At 72.0% G+C, this 16,446-nt stretch carries 21 protein-coding genes; 5 read left to right on the top strand and 16 right to left on the bottom strand.

All coding sequences use genetic code 11. The features are described from left to right. Window positions 1-56 precede the first annotated feature (56 nt). The 6 genes from IE136_RS04700 to IE136_RS04675 all read right to left on the bottom strand — a co-directional run bounded on the left by IE136_RS04700 (window position 57) and on the right by IE136_RS04675 (window position 4,248). Window positions 57-731: a class E sortase gene (locus IE136_RS04700; protein ID WP_158988508.1), complete on the bottom strand. Its 675-nt coding sequence runs from the start codon at window positions 729-731 to the stop codon at window positions 57-59. Window positions 732-762: 31 nt separating this feature from the next. After that, window positions 763-1,893, bottom strand: a complete 1,131-nt coding sequence (locus IE136_RS04695; protein WP_189599582.1) for a class E sortase — start codon at window positions 1,891-1,893, stop codon at window positions 763-765. Continuing rightward, a complete protein-coding gene (locus IE136_RS04690; RefSeq protein WP_189599580.1) occupies window positions 1,890-2,528 on the bottom strand; it encodes an aminodeoxychorismate/anthranilate synthase component II in 639 nt (212 codons plus the stop codon). The genes IE136_RS04695 and IE136_RS04690 overlap by 4 nt, the downstream gene beginning before the upstream one ends. After that, window positions 2,528-2,686 carry a hypothetical protein gene (locus IE136_RS04685; protein ID WP_189599578.1) on the bottom strand — a complete coding sequence of 53 codons (159 nt, stop codon included), beginning with the start codon at window positions 2,684-2,686 and terminating at the stop codon, window positions 2,528-2,530. The genes IE136_RS04690 and IE136_RS04685 overlap by 1 nt, the downstream gene beginning before the upstream one ends. Before the next feature lie 64 nt (window positions 2,687-2,750). Continuing rightward, on the bottom strand, window positions 2,751-3,458 hold the full coding sequence (locus IE136_RS04680; protein ID WP_158994471.1) for a class E sortase: 708 nt from the start codon (window positions 3,456-3,458) through the stop codon (window positions 2,751-2,753). Between the two features lie 22 nt (window positions 3,459-3,480). Then, window positions 3,481-4,248: a DUF881 domain-containing protein gene (locus tag IE136_RS04675; RefSeq protein ID WP_189599576.1), complete on the bottom strand. Its 768-nt coding sequence runs from the start codon at window positions 4,246-4,248 to the stop codon at window positions 3,481-3,483. A gap of 140 nt (window positions 4,249-4,388) precedes the next feature. Between IE136_RS04675 and crgA the strand changes: the two genes are divergently transcribed. After that, window positions 4,389-4,643, top strand: coding sequence for a cell division protein CrgA (gene crgA / locus IE136_RS04670; protein ID WP_158988511.1), 255 nt, complete (start codon window positions 4,389-4,391; stop codon window positions 4,641-4,643). Window positions 4,644-4,879: 236 nt separating this feature from the next. Here the strand turns inward: crgA and IE136_RS04665 are convergent, their stop codons facing one another. Both IE136_RS04665 and IE136_RS04660 read right to left on the bottom strand, forming a co-directional pair. Next, the gene (locus IE136_RS04665; protein ID WP_189599574.1) at window positions 4,880-5,746 is read right to left on the bottom strand and encodes a rhomboid family intramembrane serine protease; all 867 of its coding nucleotides are present in this window, start codon (window positions 5,744-5,746) and stop codon (window positions 4,880-4,882) included. Between the two features lie 120 nt (window positions 5,747-5,866). Continuing rightward, complete coding sequence (locus IE136_RS04660) at window positions 5,867-6,400, bottom strand: peptidylprolyl isomerase (protein WP_229818629.1); 534 nt, start codon at window positions 6,398-6,400, stop codon at window positions 5,867-5,869. 194 nt (window positions 6,401-6,594) lie between these two features. Here IE136_RS04660 and IE136_RS04655 point away from each other — a divergent pair, with 194 nt between their 5' ends. Next, window positions 6,595-7,368, top strand: coding sequence for a DUF5324 family protein (locus IE136_RS04655; RefSeq protein ID WP_158988514.1), 774 nt, complete (start codon window positions 6,595-6,597; stop codon window positions 7,366-7,368). 74 nt (window positions 7,369-7,442) lie between these two features. Here the strand turns inward: IE136_RS04655 and IE136_RS04650 are convergent, their stop codons facing one another. Next, window positions 7,443-7,817 carry a DUF6344 domain-containing protein gene (locus IE136_RS04650; protein WP_158988515.1) on the bottom strand — a complete coding sequence of 125 codons (375 nt, stop codon included), beginning with the start codon at window positions 7,815-7,817 and terminating at the stop codon, window positions 7,443-7,445. A 125-nt stretch (window positions 7,818-7,942) separates the two neighbouring features. Between IE136_RS04650 and IE136_RS04645 the strand changes: the two genes are divergently transcribed. Then, the gene (locus IE136_RS04645; protein WP_189599570.1) at window positions 7,943-8,428 is read left to right on the top strand and encodes a hypothetical protein; all 486 of its coding nucleotides are present in this window, start codon (window positions 7,943-7,945) and stop codon (window positions 8,426-8,428) included. Between the two features lie 187 nt (window positions 8,429-8,615). Continuing rightward, window positions 8,616-9,161, top strand: coding sequence for a flavin reductase family protein (locus IE136_RS04640; RefSeq protein WP_158994473.1), 546 nt, complete (start codon window positions 8,616-8,618; stop codon window positions 9,159-9,161). 11 nt (window positions 9,162-9,172) lie between these two features. Here the strand turns inward: IE136_RS04640 and IE136_RS04635 are convergent, their stop codons facing one another. The 3 genes from IE136_RS04635 to IE136_RS04625 are packed head-to-tail and all read right to left on the bottom strand — an operon-like array spanning window position 9,173 to window position 11,449. Further along, window positions 9,173-10,138 carry an MBL fold metallo-hydrolase gene (locus IE136_RS04635; RefSeq protein ID WP_229818628.1) on the bottom strand — a complete coding sequence of 322 codons (966 nt, stop codon included), beginning with the start codon at window positions 10,136-10,138 and terminating at the stop codon, window positions 9,173-9,175. A gap of 43 nt (window positions 10,139-10,181) precedes the next feature. After that, a complete protein-coding gene (locus tag IE136_RS04630) occupies window positions 10,182-11,015 on the bottom strand; it encodes a 4'-phosphopantetheinyl transferase family protein (RefSeq protein ID WP_158988518.1) in 834 nt (277 codons plus the stop codon). Window positions 11,016-11,020: 5 nt separating this feature from the next. Beyond that, entirely contained in the window at window positions 11,021-11,449 is a 429-nt protein-coding gene (locus IE136_RS04625) for a nuclear transport factor 2 family protein (RefSeq protein ID WP_158988519.1), read from the bottom strand. Between the two features lie 155 nt (window positions 11,450-11,604). Here IE136_RS04625 and IE136_RS04620 point away from each other — a divergent pair, with 155 nt between their 5' ends. After that, window positions 11,605-12,432 carry a DUF6081 family protein gene (locus tag IE136_RS04620; RefSeq protein WP_189599567.1) on the top strand — a complete coding sequence of 276 codons (828 nt, stop codon included), beginning with the start codon at window positions 11,605-11,607 and terminating at the stop codon, window positions 12,430-12,432. 27 nt (window positions 12,433-12,459) lie between these two features. Here IE136_RS04620 and IE136_RS04615 read toward each other — a convergent pair whose 3' ends face one another. The 4 genes from IE136_RS04615 to IE136_RS04600 all read right to left on the bottom strand — a co-directional run bounded on the left by IE136_RS04615 (window position 12,460) and on the right by IE136_RS04600 (window position 16,419). After that, window positions 12,460-13,431: an aromatase/cyclase gene (locus IE136_RS04615; RefSeq protein WP_158988521.1), complete on the bottom strand. Its 972-nt coding sequence runs from the start codon at window positions 13,429-13,431 to the stop codon at window positions 12,460-12,462. 116 nt (window positions 13,432-13,547) lie between these two features. Further along, window positions 13,548-13,805 carry an acyl carrier protein gene (locus IE136_RS04610; RefSeq protein ID WP_158988522.1) on the bottom strand — a complete coding sequence of 86 codons (258 nt, stop codon included), beginning with the start codon at window positions 13,803-13,805 and terminating at the stop codon, window positions 13,548-13,550. A 113-nt stretch (window positions 13,806-13,918) separates the two neighbouring features. Beyond that, window positions 13,919-15,157, bottom strand: a complete 1,239-nt coding sequence (locus IE136_RS04605) for a ketosynthase chain-length factor (RefSeq protein WP_158988523.1) — start codon at window positions 15,155-15,157, stop codon at window positions 13,919-13,921. Then, window positions 15,154-16,419 (bottom strand): beta-ketoacyl-[acyl-carrier-protein] synthase family protein, encoded by a 1,266-nt coding sequence (locus tag IE136_RS04600; RefSeq protein ID WP_158988524.1) that lies wholly within the window; start codon window positions 16,417-16,419, stop codon window positions 15,154-15,156. The genes IE136_RS04605 and IE136_RS04600 overlap by 4 nt, the downstream gene beginning before the upstream one ends. Window positions 16,420-16,446: the final 27 nt, after the last annotated feature.

Below are 16,446 nucleotides of genomic sequence, written 5' to 3'. Positions count from 1 at the left end.
AGGCGGGAAAACGAAAGCCCCGGCATCCTCAGGGATGCCGGGGCTTTCGTCCCGCGTCAGCGCAACTCCGCCGGTGGAGTGCGGTCGCGGTCGACCTTCTCCGTACGTTCGAGTTCGCCCCAGACGATGTAGCGGTAGTCGGAGGTGTACATCGGGGTGCAGGTCGTCAGGGTGATGTAGCGGCCCGGCTTCGTCCGGCCCGACTCCTTCGGGACCGGCTGCAGGACGTTCACGTTGTACTTCGTCGTCTCCGGGAGCGACTTGTAGACCTTGTAGACGAACCAGGTGTCCCTGGACTCGAAGACGATCGAGTCGCCGTTCTTCAACTTGTGGATGTTGTGGAACTTCGCCCCGTGCCCGTCCCTGTGCGCGGCCAGGGTGAAGTTGCCCTGCTTGTCCTGAGGGAGGGCCGACTTGATCGGGTCGGTGTAGTAGCCGGCGACGCCGTTGTTGAGGATGTCCGGCTCGGTGCCCTTCTTGACGAGTATCTCGCCGTCGCCCATGGCCGGGACGTGCAGGAAACCGATGCCGTCCCTGGTGTCCAGGGCGCCGGGACCGCCCGCCCACCGGTCGCGGACCTGGTCGGCGTCCTTGCCGGCGGCGCGGTCGGCGAGGACGTTGGTCCACCACAGGGAGTAGACGACGAAGAGTCCGAGGACCAGGCCCGCGGTGATGAGGAGTTCACCGAAGACACTGATGATGCCGGCGATCCTGTTGCGCGCACGTGCCACTACGTCGTCCCGTTCTGGAGGTGTGGGGTTCTCAGCCTACGAGCGCGTCCGGTTTCCCCTTGCTGCGTGGGCGTTCCTCGACCATCTTGCCCCACACGATCATGCGGTACGTACTGGTGAATTCGGGGGTGCAGGTCGTCAGCGTGATGTAGCGGCCGGGGCCCGTGAAGCCCGATCCCCTGGGCACCGGATCGATCACCGAGACGTTGGACGGCGCGGTCTGGGGCAGGATGCTCGCCATCTCGTACGTGTAGTAGGCGTCCTGGGTCTCGACCACGATCGGATCGCCCGGTTCCAGCTGGTTGATGTAGCGGAACGGCTCGCCGTGGGTGTTGCGGTGGCCGGCGACGGCGAAGTTGCCCTGCTTGTCGGAGGGCATCGCCGTCTTGAGGGTGCCCTCGGCGTAGTGGCCCACCATGCCCCGGTCGAGCACCTTCGGCTTGCTGATCCCCTCGGCGACGGGGACCACGACGTCCAGCTTGGGGATGTACATGATGGCGAAGCCCTGGCCCGGCTCGAAGGCGCCCGGCGCTCGCCCCTTGGACCAGGCGTCCTCGATCTGCTCCTTCGCCCGGTCGGTCTGCTGGCCGGCCCGTACGTTCGTCCACCACAGCTGGTACGTGACGAACAGCAGCATGACGACGCCGAAGGTGATGAACAGCTCGCCCACGACCCGGCTGGCGACGACGCCGACGCTCTCCTTGCGGGCGCGCGCAGCGCGGCGGGCCTCGACGCGCGACAGGGGGGCGGCGGGGGCTTCGGCGGCCTGCTCGGGCCTCGCGGACGGCGTGCCGCCCCGGCGGCCGCCGCGGCCCTTGGCGGCACGGCGGCGCTCGGCCCTGCCGGGGCCGGGGAGCGGCGTCGCGGCCGGTTCCACGGTCCGCAGCGCCATCGTCTCGTCGTGGGGCTGGTCGTACGGCCGTTCGTAGGGCTGCTCGTAGGACTCCGCGTACGACCGCTCATACGGCTCGTGGGGCTCAGGAGACGAGGGTGGTGCTGTCGGCTCGTAGGCCGCGGTCTCGGGTTCGTACACCGTCTCGTACGCCGCCTCCCCGTACGCCGCCTCCTGGTACCGCGGCACCGGTACCTGCTGCACCCGCTGCTGCTCCGGTTCCGGTTCCGGCGGGTTCGTCGCCCGGAACCACGGCGACCCCGTCGTCACGCGACAGCCTTGCCCACCACCGGCGCGAGCCCCGCCGACCGTCCGACCGCCCCCTTGTCGCCGCACTGCTCCAGCCAGTTGGCGAGCATCAGGTGGCCGTGCTCGGTCAGGACCGACTCCGGGTGGAACTGCACGCCCTCGACGGCCAGTTCACGGTGACGCAGCCCCATGATGATGCCGTCCTCGGTGCGGGCCGTGACCTCGAGCTCGGCCGGGAGCGCCGCGGGCTCGGCGGCCAGCGAGTGGTAGCGGGTCGCGGTGAACGGCGACGGCAGGCCCGCGAAGACGCCCTTGCCCTCGTGGCGGACCAGGGAGGTCTTGCCGTGCAGCAGCTCGGGGGCGCGGTCGACGACACCGCCGTACGCGACGGCCATCGACTGCATGCCCAGGCAGACGCCGAAGACGGGGACCTCGGTGGCGGCGCAGTGGCGGACCATGTCGATGCAGACGCCGGCCTGTTCCGGCGCGCCCGGCCCGGGGGAGAGCAGGACGCCGTCGAAGCCGTCCTGGGCGTGGCTCAGCTCGACCTCGTCGTTCCGCAGCACCTCGCACTCGGCGCCGAGCTGGTAGAGGTACTGAACGAGGTTGAAGACGAAGCTGTCGTAGTTGTCGACGACGAGAATCCGCGCGCTCACTAGGCGTCCACCGTCACATCGTTGAACGGAAGCAGCGGCTCCGCCCAGGGGAACACGTACTGGAAGAGTGCGTAGACGACCGCGAGGACGAGGACGAGCGAGATGACGCCCCGCACCCACGCGTTGCCCGGCAGATGCCGCCAGATCCAGCCGTACATGAGGTCCGCAGTCCCTTCCGTTCGTTACGGCACCCAGAGTACGGGGCGATGCCGCCCAGAGGGGTCAGCCGGTCAAAGACGGCGGCTTGCCCTGCGTCACAGGCTGGGTCGCGTCCAGGTGCGCCCAGACGATCAGGCGGTGGCTGCTGCCCCACTCCGGCTCGCAGGTGGTGAGGGTGAGATAGCGGCCGGGTCCGTCGAAGCCTGCGGCGTTCTTCCTCAGGGGGCGGGGTACGGGGTCGATCACGCCGGTGTCGGTGGGGACGGTCCGGTACGGCTTCCGCTCGATGCGGTACGTGTACCAGGTGGCGCCGTCGGTGAGGACCACCGCGTCACCCGGGCGCAGGCTGGGGAAGTCCTTGAACGGATCTCCGTACGTGCGGCGGTGGCCGGCCACGGCGAAGTTTCCGGTGGCCCCGAGCCGGGCGGTGGAGGCGTAGTGGCCGAGGCCCTTCTTCAGCGTGGCGGGCGCGGTGCCCTCCAGGACGGGCCACTCCCAGTCCTCGCCGAGGCGGGGGATGTACATGACGGCGATGCCCTTGCCGGCCGCGTACGGCTGGGGGGTGAGGGTTCCCGTGGCCTCCGGGGCCTTCGTCGCCGGCGGGAGGGGCTGGTCCACCCAGGCGCGACGGAGGAGGTCGACCTGGGCCGCAGTGGCGCTGTCCGCCTTGATCCCGGTCCAGAACATCACGTGGACGACGAAAAGGACGATCACCGTGCCGACGGTGATGCAGAGCTCGCTGAGGGTCCTCACGACCAGTCGTACGGACAGCCCCACCCGGCCCTCCCCGTCGCTAACCCACCGGCTTCGCGTAGTGGAGATCCACTGTGCCCGAGTAGCCGGGAAGAGTCACCGCCCCGTGCTCGTCGACTTTCCAGCCGAGACCGTACGCCTTCACGTACAGCTGGTAGTTCTGGATGGCCGGGGAGTCGGCGAGCGCCTTGTTCAGCGCTCCCCTGTCACCCACGGCGGTGATCTTGTACGGGGGTGAGTAGACCCGGCCCTGGAGGATCAGCGTGTTGCCCACGCAGCGCACGGCGCTGGTCGAGATGAGCCGCTGGTCCATGACCTTGATCCCCTTGGCCCCGCCCTTCCAGAGGGCGTTCACGACGGCCTGGAGGTCCTGCTGGTGGATGACGAGGTCGTTGGCCTGCGGTTCGGGGTAGCCGGGGGCGGCCTGGGCGTCGGGCGGGGCATCATTGAGGGTGACGGTGAGTCCGGGCCCGGAGGTCTCGGTGGTGCCCGCGGCCGCCTCCAGGGCGCCCAGCCGTTCGTCCTCGGCCCGGGTGGAACCGTCGTCGCGGGCCGCGAGGGCGTCGACCTGCTCGCGCAGCGCGGCGGTGGACTCCTCCAGGATCGCGTTCTTGTGGCTGCGTTCCTCGATCAGGTCGGAGAGCCGCAGCAGCGAGGCGTCCGTGCGGATGTTGGTGCCCTTGGCGGTGTTGAAGCTGGTGACGAAGATCAGCCCGGCGAGGGCGAAAACGGCAGCGGTCAGCACCCGGACGGGCCGCCATGGGGAAGGTCGGACCGGCCCGGGAGGAGAGTCGGCGGAATTGCTCAACGTACCCTGATCCCCTTCGGTGCCGCGGAACCACTACGCTAACGGACGCCCGGGGGACGCAGTGGTCCTCCTGCGTCACATCCCGGCGCCACCCACAGTTCCCTGCGCGGTCACGCAGCGCATCGACAGGAGAGTCCCTCGTGCCGAAGTCACGTATCCGCAAGAAGGCCGACTTCACGCCTCCGCCCGCCAAGCAGGCCACCAGCATCAAGCTGACCAACCGCAGCTGGGTGGCTCCGGTGATGCTCGCGCTGTTCCTGATCGGGCTGGTGTGGATCGTCGTCTTCTATGTCACCGACGGCAGCCTGCCGGTGAAGTCCCTCAACAACTGGAACATCGTGGTGGGATTCGGCTTCATCGCGGCCGGGTTCGGCGTCTCCACGCAGTGGAAGTAGCCGCTTCCCATCGCGGCCGTCAAGCCTTGCCCTGAACTTATCCACAGCGTTGTGCACAGCACTGGATAACTTACGAAGATCTGTGGATAACTCAGGGCGAGGTTGACGCCGGTCTGACTGGGACACCCCTGTTCAGGGGGCGCACTCGGGCAGACCGCGAGCCCCCACGCCCCGCCACGCGCTGTGGATAACTCTGGGGAAAGATTCCTGGAGAGCTCTTCCACTGACCCCTTCGCTCAGGTGAGCGCCGCCGAGCGGGCCAGGATCATGCCGGCGTCGATCAGGACCACCAGTCCACAGGCCGCGTACTGCACCAGGTTCCGCCGGGCGCGCGGGGCGTGCACCAGGCCGTAGGTCACCAGGGCGCCGCCGATGAGGCCGCCGATGTGCGCCTCCCAGGAGATTCCGGGGCGGGTGAAGGTCAGCAGCAGCGACAGCCCCACGAAGAGGACGACCGGCCGCATGTCGTACCGGCGGCGGCGGGTGAGCACCGCCCAGGCGCCGATCAGGCCGAAGACGACGCCCGAGGCTCCCAGGGAGGGCTGGTTGGCGGCGGACAGCAGGTAGGCGAGCGCGGAACCGGAAAGTCCGGAGAGCAGGCACATCGCCGCGTACCGTGCCCGGCCGAGCTCCGGCTCGACGATCCCGCCGATGATCCACAGGCCGAGCATGTTGAAGACGAAGTGTGCGATCTCCTGGTGGAGGAAGGCGGAGGTCAGCAGCCGGTACCACTCGCCGTCCGCGACCCCCACCACCTCGCCGAGCTGCGGGTTGTACGCGTAGCCGATCAACGACAGCTCGTCCACGAGCCGGTCGCCGGCCACCTGGACCGCGATGAACAGGGCGAGATTGATCGCCATGAGGATCTTGGTGACGAAGCGCCCGTCGGTCGCCACCCGGCCGCCGGCCAGGGTGCGGGGCTGGTTGGCGTCGGCGGCGTGGCCGGTGCCGGAACCGTTCCGCACACAGTCGGGGCACTGGAAGCCGACGGACGCGGAGACCATGCACTGCGGGCAGATCGGCTTCTCGCAGCGCGTGCAGCGGATGCCCGTCTCGGCGTCCGGGTGGCGGTAACAACGCGGCAGGCCGGACTCCGGCTCCATGAGGGTCCTCCCGAGGACATGGACGGCTGGGGGTACGCACGGCACCGCCCCGCCCTCCAGACGGACGGGCGGGGCGAAAAGGTTCCCGGCCCTGTCAGGGCCGCGGTGCGGGGGGCGGGGTCAGCTCTGGACCTTCTCGATCAGGACGGACTCGATGACCACGTCCTGGAGCGGGCGCTCGGTGCGCGGGTGGGTCTCGGTGGTGGCGATCGCGTCGACCACCTTCTTGCTCGCCTCGCCCACCACCTCGCCGAAGATGGTGTGCTTGCGGTTCAGCCAGGTCGTCGCACCGACCGTGACGAAGAACTGCGAGCCGTTCGTCCCCGGCCCGGCGTTGGCCATGGCCAGCAGGTAGGGGCGGTCGAAGAAGAGCTCGGGGTGGAACTCGTCGGCGAACTCGTAGCCCGGGCCGCCGGTGCCGTTCCCCAGCGGGTCGCCGCCCTGGATCATGAAGTCCTTGATGACCCGGTGGAAGACCGTGCCGTCGTAGAGACGGTCGGCGGAGACCTTGCCGGTGGCGGGGTGCGTCCACTCGCGCTCCCCCTGGGCGAGTTCGACGAAGTTCCTGACCGTCTTGGGCGCGTGGTTCGGCAGCAGCCGAATCCGGATGTCGCCCTGACTGGTCTTCAAGGTGGCGTAAAGCTGCTCGGCCACGGTGTGCCTTCCCTCGGTCTCCTCCGGGGCGCCCCGGCGCCCGGGTCCCCTGCGCGTCCGATCCTCGCACGCCGCGCACGACCGTCGCATGCCCCGGATGCCCGCACCGCAGGACGGACTGTGTCCCGGCAGGCATGATTTCGAAAAGGGTGGAAAGGCGAAAAACCGACACCACCACCGAGGAGGAGGATCCCGTGACCCGGATGGACGGCGTGCGCGCCGCGACCGATTCGGCCAAGGACAGCGTGTTGCACGCCGCGGAAGTGGTGGCGCCCTATGCGAGCACGGCCAAGGAACAGGCCGTGACGTACGCGGGCTCGGCCAAGGACCACGCCGCTCTCTACGCGCACGAAGCACGTGTCCGGCTCGCGCCGAAGGTGACGAAGGCCGCTCGGCGGGCCCGTGTTCAAGCTCGTGCGCAGTACGACACCCGTGTCGCACCGCTGGTACCGCCACGGGTCGACGAGGCCGCGCATCGCGCCGCGGTCGTGACCCGCAAGGCCGCCCGTCAGGCGGCCGACTACACCGTTCCGCGCGTCGAGCACGCGGTCGCCGCGACCGGTCCCGTTCTCGACGAGGCGGGGTCGCGCTCCACTGCCGCCTGGGCCGCGCTGCGCGGGCAGGTGACACCGGACGAGATTCGGAAGATCGTGAGGAAGCACGAGCGTCGGGCCAGGGCCGGACGCGTCGCCAAGGGTCTCGCCATCCTCGGCGTGCTGGCCGGCGGCGCCTTCGCCGCCTGGAAGTGGTGGGACAAGCAGGCCAACCCGGACTGGCTCGTGGAGCCTCCTGCCGCTACCGAGATCGATGAGGCGTCGGAATCGTCGTCCCGTACGTCACCGTCACCGCTGTCGTCCGTCGACGGCAGTGGCGCTCTCGATGCCGAGGTGGAGGCCAAGCAGGCCGAAGCCGAGGCGGAAGCCCAAGTGGAGGCCGAGTCCGACGCGGAGCGCGACGACCGTCGCTGACCGCGTTTCCGGCCGGGTGGATCAGTGTGGATCAGCAGGACACGGCGTGCGGGGAGCGAAGTCACTCCCCGCGCCTACGCCTTCGCGGCGGCCAGCGCCAGGCCGGACAGCTCGGCCTGGTCCGCGAGGCCGGTCCCGAGCGGGGCCGCGTCGGCGGGGAGATGGCGTACCGACGGCGAGGAGTTGTGCGCCTCGGCGCGGATGCGCTGCTTGATCGTGGGCGGCAGGGCGCGGTCGTGCGCCATGGGCCACTGTGGCGCCGTTCGCTGAGCCGGTACGGCGGCGAGGGCGCGGGCGGCCGCGGGAGTGGCCGAGGCCGGCTCCTCCGGCTGCTGGACGGCGGGAGCCTGCGCGGCGGCGGCGGTGCTCGCCAGGCCGACGGAGGCGAGCAGGGCGAAGACTACGGAGATGAAGGCGGTCCAGAACTGCTTGACCTTGGCGGTGGCCATGGCCCCTCGCTTTCGTGACGTTCTCGGATGGTGCATTTCGGTTTGCGCGCTTTCCATACCTTTCTCATGATGTGTACGCGGACCCGGATTCCGAGGACCGACGCCGTCACCGCGCAGTTCTTCCGATGAACACCACCCGGTCGGCTCAGTGGGCCGTCGCCCACTCCACGGTGGGGTGGGATGCGGAGGCCGCCGCCCGTGCCCGCTCGGCCCAGCGCGCCACGGGTTTCGTCGCGGCCGCCGCCAGCAGGAAGATGCCGCCGAGCACGAACCAGCCCGGGCACGCCCCAGGCCACCAGGAGCGTGGTGACGAGCAGCGGGCCGAGGGTCCTCGCGACCGGGACGCCCGCGCCGTAGAAGCCCTGGTACTGCCCGATCCGGTCGGCCGGGCGAGGGCGAATCCGATCTGCCAGGACCCGGCGGAGTGCCGCGTCCCGGCGGCGACTTGGAGGGCCGCGCCGGGGGTGAGCACCGCGACCGTGGCCCACGGCCCGAGTCCGGCCGCCGTGACGGCGACGACCGCGCACGAGGCGAGCACGACGCCACCGGACCGGCCCACCTCGCGGGTGGCCGTCGCGAGACTCGTCACCGACCTGGCCGTACGGGCCTGAAAGAGCATCACGGCCCTGGTGTTGAGGGTGCCGTGGGGCTCCAGTGGGAGTCCAGGAGACCTCCAGACAGCCCGGAGACGCTGGCCGGGTCCGCAGGCCGCCCCGGGCGTCGTCCGGGGCGGCCCGGGCACTGTCCGGGGGCCCGCCCCGGCGAGGCGAGACGTGCGAGGTGACGGCAGTGAAGGGCATGGCTGTGGAGCCCGAGGCATTCCGCGACTTCTTCGGATCCGTACCGACGGCCGTCGCGGTGGTGACCACGGTCGGCGCCGACGGCAGACCGCTCGGGTTCACCTGCAACGCCTTCAGCGCGGTCTCCCTGGACCCGGCCCTGTTGCTGGTCTGCGTGGACGAGCGGTCCCGCACGCTGCCCGCCTTGCTCGGCTCGGAGGTCTTCGCGCTGCACCTGCTGGCCGCCGAGGGCGGCGAGGAGCTGGCGCGGACCTTCGCGGGGCGCTCGGACCGGAAGTTCGACGGGCTGGCGTGGCGGCACGGCGAGTCCGTGCCGGGCTCCCCGGTGCTGCGCGAGGGGGTGCTGGCGCACGCGGAGTGCGCGCTGGAGAGCAGCGTCCGGGCAGGTGACCACCGGCTGCTGATCGGACGCATGGAGCGGGTCCTGGTACGCGAGGAGGCCCGCCCGCTGCTGTACCGGCGGGGGGCCTTCACCGCGTGGGAGGCCCCCGTCGCCGAAACGGCCGTCGAAGCGGTCACCGCCCGGGTCGGGGCGCGGGCGTGAGCGTGCGGCGCTCAGGCGTGGCAGGTGGGGAGCCCGCCGTGGTACTCCACCATGCGCCGGAACAGCTCGCTCATGTCCACGCGGGAACCGCGGGGCTCGCCCTGTTCCTCGGCGTACGCCCGGAAGAGGTTGGGGACGAGCCGCTCGGCGTCCAGCCACCGCGCGTACCGGCCCAGGTCGGTACGGCGGGCCAGCGCGACGGGGTCGAGCTTCTCGGCGAGACCCTGTCGGGCGAGATCCTGGAGCAGGCGCAGATATGCCTCGGTCTCGTCGAACACCCCGGGCCCCGCGACCGGTCCGTGGCCGGTGACGACCACCTCGGGGGCGAGGGCGCGCATCGTGTCCAGCGCCTCCAGGGAGCCGGCGACCGAGCCCATGGGGCAGAACGGCGTCACCCCGTTCATCACCAGGTCGCCGGTGAACAGCACCCGCTCGGCGGGCAGCCAGACCACGGTGTCGTTGCTCGTGTGCGCCGGACCGAGGTGGAGCACCTCGGCGGCCTTGTCGCCGATGTGCAGGGTGAGCCGGTCGCGGAAGGTCAGGGCCGGCGGGACGAGTTCCAGCGCACCCCACTCGACGTCCGGCCACAGGCCCGTCAGATGCAGGCCCGCCTCGGTCATCTCCGTGCGGGCGCGTTCGTGGCCGACGACGAGCGCCTCCGGGAAGACGAAGTTGCCGAAGGTGTGGTCGCCGTGGAAGTGAGTGTTCACCAGGACCTGCGGGGCGGCCGGGGCGACGGAGAGCACCGCCTCGCGCAGCCCCCGGGCCCGCGTCTCGGTCGCCGCGGTGTCGACGAGCGCGGCACGGTCGCCCGAGAGGATCAGGCCGGCGTTGTTCAGGCACCAGCCTCCGTCCGGCTGGACGTAGGCGAACACCCCGTCGGCGACCTCCGTCAGCTCGGGCCGGCGGCCGGTCGCTCCCCCGCCGGCCGCGCCCTCGGTCGCTCCGACGGCCGTCGCGGTGGTCACTCCGGTCATGTGGGCCTCCTCATCGACATCATGGATCTGGCCCATCGTCGGCTCAGCGGCTGGAGCCCGGCTCGAACGCCACCGGCTCCCCCCGGTTCGGGGTCGAGGGCGGAGGCGGGCGGCGGAAGGCCGCGACCACGCTGAGCACCGTCTCCGCACCTGTCTCGCTCAGAGTGTGTGTGATGGCGGTCCAGCCGCCGGGCAGCGGGGCGCCGGCCGCGTCCCGCAGCACGGGCCGCCCCGCCGGATCGGCGGCGTCCAGACCGAAAGTGCGGGCCGGCCGGCGCAGTCCCGTACCGAGGGCCTTGGTGTACGCCTCCTTGCGCGTCCACAGGCACAGCAACTCCCGGTCCCGCGCGGTCCCGCGCAGCCCGCGCCCGTCGAGTACGGCGCGCTCGTGGGGCGTGCACATCCGGTGCTCCAGTACGGACATGGGACGCCCCTGCCGTTCGGCGTCGACGCCGACGCGGCCGCCGCGTACCACCGCGACGGCGAGCAGGGAGCCGGTGTGGCTGAGGCTGAAGTCCAGTTCCGGCAGGTCGGGGGCGTAAGGGCGGCCCAGCGCGGTGCGGGTGAGGCGGATCCGGTCCGGGTCGCGGCCCACGAGCGCGCCGAGGACGCTGCGCAGCATCAGCCGGGAGGCGACGAAACGCCGGCGCAGCCGGTCGTCGCGCAGGGTGCGCAGACGTTCCGCGTCGTCGCCGGGGTACGGGCGGCCGAGCGGCACCGTGCCCCGGGCCTCGGCCGCCTGCGCCCACCGTTCGACGCTGCCGTGGATCACCAGCGGCCGTCCGTCGCCGAGGGAGTCTCGGAAGAAGTCGCCGAGAGAGGCCGGTGCGACCGAAGCCGGTGGCGGGATGCGCGGCCCGGCCTGCGGTCGGGGCACGCCGGTCAGGCCAGCTGGTCGTGGGTGACCAGGCGGGAACGGGTCCGTACGCCCTCGTCCGTGACGACGAGGACGTCGTGGACGACACAGCTGGGGGCGATCTCCGGCTTCCCGCCGGGGCGGACGGTGACGACCAGTGCGTACACGGTGGAGCGCAGCGAGCCGTCGGCCTGGGGCTCCAGGGCGATGTGGTTGAACCAGTGCCGCCGCTGGACCGGGTCGCCGTCGAAGCGCTTGTTGAATTCCACCAGTTCGGCGACGATCCCGGCCCGGCCCACCGCCGGCGCGGCGGAGGGAGAGTGCTGGAAGGTGCCGTCCTCCGTGAACGTGGCCGCGTAGTCGGCGAAGCGACCCCCGTCGAGGGCCTGCATCTGGTGGGCGTAGAAGTGCTGGACCTGGGCGTAGACATCGGTACGGACTGCGGTGGCGGTCACCGGTTCCTCCAGAGCGCGAGACGACGGTCGGTGGCGTCACCCTCGCCGGGCGGGCTCGAAGGCCCCTCCACTACGGCTTGAGTCCGACCGCAGAGCCTCGGAACCTCGGCGAGGACGTCCGGGAGCGGAGTGAAGTGAGTGGAGTGGGGGCGGACGTGGACAGGCTGTTCGAGGACGATTTCCAGGAGGACTGGGCGGCGCCGGGGCGGGCGGCCCGCTGGCGGCTGCGGCCGCTGCCGTGGCTGGCGCGGGGCGACGGCCGGGTGGGGACGCCCGGCGACGGGTGCGGGCTGTGCGTGGAGTCCGGGTACGGCGGCGTGGGGGCGGGGGAGCGGCCCGCGTTCACCCGGGCACCGGAGGGGCGGGAGGGTGAGGCCCACCTGCGGTGGGCGGCGTTCGCGGAGCCCGAGGCGCGGGTGCCCGGGCCGTTCCGGGCGGAGGCGGAGCTGTCGGCGCGGGTCTTCGGCGCAGACCGGCATCCGGACGGGGACGGGCCGCGGTGCGCCATGGCCGCGCTGATCTGCGTGGACATGGCCTCCGGCCTGGCCCTCGACTTCGCCCTGACGAACGGCTTCGTGTGGGTGCTGTACGAGCGGCTGCCCCGGCCCGGCGCGGCGCACGGCTCGTTCGCGTACGCCGTACCGGTGGCTCCCCGCACCCCCGAGGCATGGCATCGCTGTGCGGTTGAGGTGGATCCGTCGGCGGGCCGGGCCCGCTGGCTACTGGACGGCGAGGAGGTGTTCGCGGTCGACCGGACGGGCCTGGAGCTCGACGCCGGCCGCCACGGCCGCCATCTGGAGCGTTCCACCCCCGGCCCGCGCACCGAGGTGGCGCCGGACCGCCTCGCATTCGGCCTCGGACTGCTCGCCACGACGGCGTACGGGCAGGGGGTCCGGCTGCGCGCCAGGCGCGCGGCGCTGAGCGCGGGGGCGGGGACGACCACGGCGGCTGCCCTGACCTCCCGCCGGGGCACGGGGCGCTGAGGGACGTTCGGGCCGGTTCCGTACGCGCTACGCCCGCTGGGCCGCTTCGGCGGCGTGCCGCAGTGTGGCCAGGCTGTTGCGGCCCAGGGCGTCGCGGAGGTAGGCCCGGGCGTCGGCGAGTGTGGCGTCCGGGCCGAGGACCTCGGTGATGCCGCTCGGGTCGACGGCGACGGTGTGGCGGGCGGTCGCCACGGGACCCTCGGGGGTCTGGGCGAACGTCCACTCGCCGCTGTGGCCGGACAGCAGCCGGGGGGTGCGCTGCTGCTTGTACGCGATCCACTCGGGCGCCCGGCAGATGCGCGCCGACCTGGTGGTGTGGGTGGACCCGTCGGCCGTCACGGTGTCCATCTCCAGCCACTGCACGCCCGGTTCCGGCTCGGTCAGCACCACATGGGCGACGTGCGGCAGCAGCTCGGCCCAGCGCTCGGCACGCTCGACGAAGGTGTACGCGTCCCGGGCGGCGCCCTGGAGCGCGAGGGTGTCCGTGAAGGAGAAGACCAGTTCGTCCACCGGGTGCCCGGTCTCGGCGAGCGCCGCGAGCGCGCCCAGTTCTCGGGCGCTGTTGCGGTCGAGGGCCTCCTCGATACGGGCCCCGGCGGCCGGGTCGTCGTCGGCGACGGTGAACCGGTGCCGCAGCACGATCTCCGTCCGGCCGTCGGCCAGCGGGCGGAACAGCCACCCTCCGGACATCGAGGTCACCGGCGGCCGGCTGTGCTCCTGACGGAACGACACGTACCGCCGCACCGGGTCGAGAACGCGGCGCGAACGCCAGTGCGCGATCTCGCCGTTCACCTCGGCCCAGATCTCGAACCGTTCGGTCCGCCCCTCCCGGGCGAGGTGCCGCACGTGCACCGTCGGCTCGAACACGGCCGGCCACCGCGTCACGTCGGCGACGAGCGCGTAGAGCGCCTCGGGCGGTGCGGCCACCGTCACGGTGTGCTCGCTGCGGTGGACGGTGGGGCTGGGCAGGGAGACGGGGGTGGCGGCGGGCTGGACCATGGTGCGTACTCCTTCGGCGGGTGCGCGGGTACGTGTGCGGGGACGCCGTAGGGGCACGCACGGCCGTGCGTGCCCCGGGGCGGAACGGAGAGGGCGGGGTGCGTCGGACGGCTTGGTCAGGCCGCCTCGGCCTGGGCGCCGTTGACGAGGTCGAGGAGGATGCGGGGGGTCAGCTCCTCGTTGATGTCACCGTCGGCGAGGGCGACTCCGAGCTCGCGCTCGATGCGGGAGGCGCTCTCCATGAGGGCGAGGGAGTCGTAGCCGAGCTCCTCGAACGTGATGTCGAGGATGTCGCCGGAGAGGTCGACGCCGTCGTCCTCTCCGGCGCAGGCGACGAGGATGGTGCGCAGTCCGTCGAGGGTGAGCCGAGCCATGTGGGGTCTCCTTGGGTTCAGGTGGGGATCTGGTGCGGATCTGGGGCGGGACCGGGCTGGCCCATGTCCGCCATGGGTCCGTCAGGTGGGCCGTCAGGGTGGGCCGACGGTGGTCAGAGCCGCGGAGCGGTGACGACGACCGCCGAGTTGAAGCCGTGGCGGCCACGCGCGAGGACGAGGGCCGCGCTCAGGGCGGCCTCGCGGGGCCGGCCGGTCACCAGGTCGAGGGCGTAGGCGTCCGGCACCCGCGCGGTGCGGCCGGTCGCGGGGATCACCTGGTCGCGCAGGGCGAGCAGCGCGGCCGCCAGGTCGGCGGGGCCGCCACCGGCGCACAGGCGGCCGGTGAGTGCCTTGGGCGCGGTCACCGGGACGCCCCGCGGCCCGAAGAGCCGGGCGAGGGTGTCGGCCTCGGCGCGGTCGAGCTCCGGGACCCCCGCTCCGTCGGCGAACACCACCGAGATGTCGGCGGGCGTCAGCCCCGCTTCGGCGAGGGCGAGTTCGGCGGCGCGGCCGAGGGCGGGCGGACGGCCGGAGCCGGGTGCCGGGTCGAAGGTCGCGGCGTAGCCGGCGATCTCACCGTAGATCCGCTCGGCACCCCGTGCGCGCGCCGAGTCGGCGTCCTCGACGATGAGGACGGCGCCGCCTTCGCCCGGCACGTAGCCGGAGGCGTCGACGTCGAAGGGCAGATAGGCGCGCTCCGGGTCGGCGACCGTGGAGACGAGACCGCCGGAGAGCTGCGAGGCGAAGCCCCACGGGTCGAGCGCCGAGTCGACGCCACCGCTGAGCACCAGCCGGGTGCCGCGGCGGACCGTACGCCGGGCGTGCCCGATCGCGTCGAGGCCGCCGGCCTGTTCGCCGACCAGGGCGGCGCTGGGGCCGCGCATCGCGTTGCGGATGGAGATCTGGCCGGTGTTGACGGCGTAGAACCAGGCGAAGGACTCGTACACGCTGACGTACGCGGGTCCCTGGCTCCACAGCTTGTGGAACTCTCGGTGGGTGAAGTCGAAGCCGCCCTGGGCGGTGGAGGTGACGACGCCCAGGTCGTAGTCGTCGAGGCCCGACTCGGGGCCGACGCCCGCGTCGGCGAGCGCCCAGTCGGCGGCGGCCAGCGCGTAACGCGTGGAGACGTCGGTCTGCGGCAGCAGCCTGCTGGGCAGGTGCTCGGAGGCCTCGAAGTCGTCGATCTGCCCGGCCAGTCGGGACGGGTAGCGGGAGGCGTCGAAGCGGGAGAGCTCGGCGATGCCGTTCTCGCCGGTCAGCAGGGACTTCCAGTAACGCTCGGTGCCGAGGCCGCCGGGGGCGGCGACGCTGAGGCCGGTGACGACGGCCCGCCGGCGGTCAGGGGTGCTCACGCGGCCACCTCCGGGCGGTGCAGGACCATGGCGCTCTGGAACCCGCCGAAGCCGCTGCCCACGGTGAGCACCGTGTCGACGCGCTGCTCGCGCGCGGTGAGCGGAACGTAGTCCAGGTCGCACTCGGGGTCGGGGGTGTGCAGATTCGCCGTCGGCGGGACGACGTTGTGTTCGATGGCGAGGACCGACGCTGCGATCTCGATGGAGCCGATCGCGCCGAGTGAGTGCCCCACCATGGATTTGATGGAGCTGACGGGCACCGCGTACGCGTGCTCGCCGAGGCTGCGCTTGAAGGCGGCCGTCTCGTGGCGGTCGTTCTGCTTGGTGCCGGAGCCGTGCGCGTTGACGTAGTCGACCGCCGTACGGTCCAGCCGGGCCTCGTCGAGTGCGGCCCTGATCGATTCGGCCATCTCCCGGCCGTCCTTCTTCAGACCCGTCATGTGGTACGCGTTGCAGCGCGTGGCGTAGCCGCCGACCTCGGCGTAGATGTGGGCTCCGCGTCGCTGGGCGGCCTCGTACTCCTCCAGGACGAACATGGCGGCGCCCTCGGCGAGGACGAAGCCGTTGCGGGTGCCGTCGAAGGGCCGGGAGGCGTGCGCCGGGTCGTCGTTGCGCGGGGTCGTCGCCTTGATGGCGTCGAAGCAGGCCACCACGATCGGGGAGACGGGGGTGTCGGCGGCGCCGGCGACCACCACGTCCGCGCTGCCCTCGCGGATCAGCTGAACGGCGTAGCCGACCGAGTCCAGGCCCGAGGTGCAGCCGTCGGAGACCATGGTGACCGGGCCCTCCGCGCCGGCCGCCCAGGCGACCTCGGCTGGCATGACGCCCGGGCTGAGGTAGTCGAACATGTACGGCGACAGGTGTGCCGGGTCCACCAGCCACTCGCGGCCGGAGTCCGACATCACCAGGTACTCGTTCTCCAGGCTCGTCGCCGACGCGACCGCGCTCCCCAGGGCGACGCCGATCCGGGACGGGTCGAGGGCGCCCGTGTCCAGGCCGCTGTCGGCCAGCGCGTCCCGGGTGCAGGCGACCGCGAACTGGGTGGCGCGGTCCATGCGACGGACCTCACGCGGGGAGAAGCCCTCCGCGACGGCGTCGAAGTCGATCTCCCCCGCGATCCGCGAGCGGAACGGGGAGGCGTCGAAGAAACTGATGGGTCGAGTCGCCGTGCGGCCGGCGGTGAGCAGGTCCCAGAACTCCTTCGTCCCCGAGCCGCCAGGGGCACGCACCCCGACCCCGGTGATCACTACGCGTCGGGTCACCGTGGTCCTCCTGTACTGCTGGGCATC

This window comes from Streptomyces lateritius (assembly GCF_014649715.1).
GTDB classification, from domain to species: Bacteria; Actinomycetota; Actinomycetes; order Streptomycetales; family Streptomycetaceae; genus Streptomyces; species Streptomyces lateritius.
The sequence above is the reverse complement of the archived record's forward strand: the minus strand, read 5'-3'. Positions and strand labels throughout refer to the sequence as shown.

What these genes read in the sequence shown, in the direction of transcription:
- IE136_RS04685 (WP_189599578.1), bottom strand. Translation starts at nt 2,686, where the DNA reads ATGTACGGCTGGATCTGGCGGCATCTGCCGGGCAACGCGTGGGTGCGG.
- IE136_RS04665 (WP_189599574.1), bottom strand. Translation starts at nt 5,746, where the DNA reads ATGGAGCCGGAGTCCGGCCTGCCGCGTTGTTACCGCCACCCGGACGCC.
- IE136_RS04650 (WP_158988515.1), bottom strand. Translation starts at nt 7,817, where the DNA reads ATGGCCACCGCCAAGGTCAAGCAGTTCTGGACCGCCTTCATCTCCGTA.
- IE136_RS04645 (WP_189599570.1), top strand. Translation starts at nt 7,943, where the DNA reads ATGAACACCACCCGGTCGGCTCAGTGGGCCGTCGCCCACTCCACGGTG.
- IE136_RS04640 (WP_158994473.1), top strand. Translation starts at nt 8,616, where the DNA reads ATGGCTGTGGAGCCCGAGGCATTCCGCGACTTCTTCGGATCCGTACCG.
- IE136_RS04635 (WP_229818628.1), bottom strand. Translation starts at nt 10,138, where the DNA reads ATGACCGGAGTGACCACCGCGACGGCCGTCGGAGCGACCGAGGGCGCG.
- IE136_RS04615 (WP_158988521.1), bottom strand. Translation starts at nt 13,431, where the DNA reads ATGGTCCAGCCCGCCGCCACCCCCGTCTCCCTGCCCAGCCCCACCGTC.
- IE136_RS04610 (WP_158988522.1), bottom strand. Translation starts at nt 13,805, where the DNA reads ATGGCTCGGCTCACCCTCGACGGACTGCGCACCATCCTCGTCGCCTGC.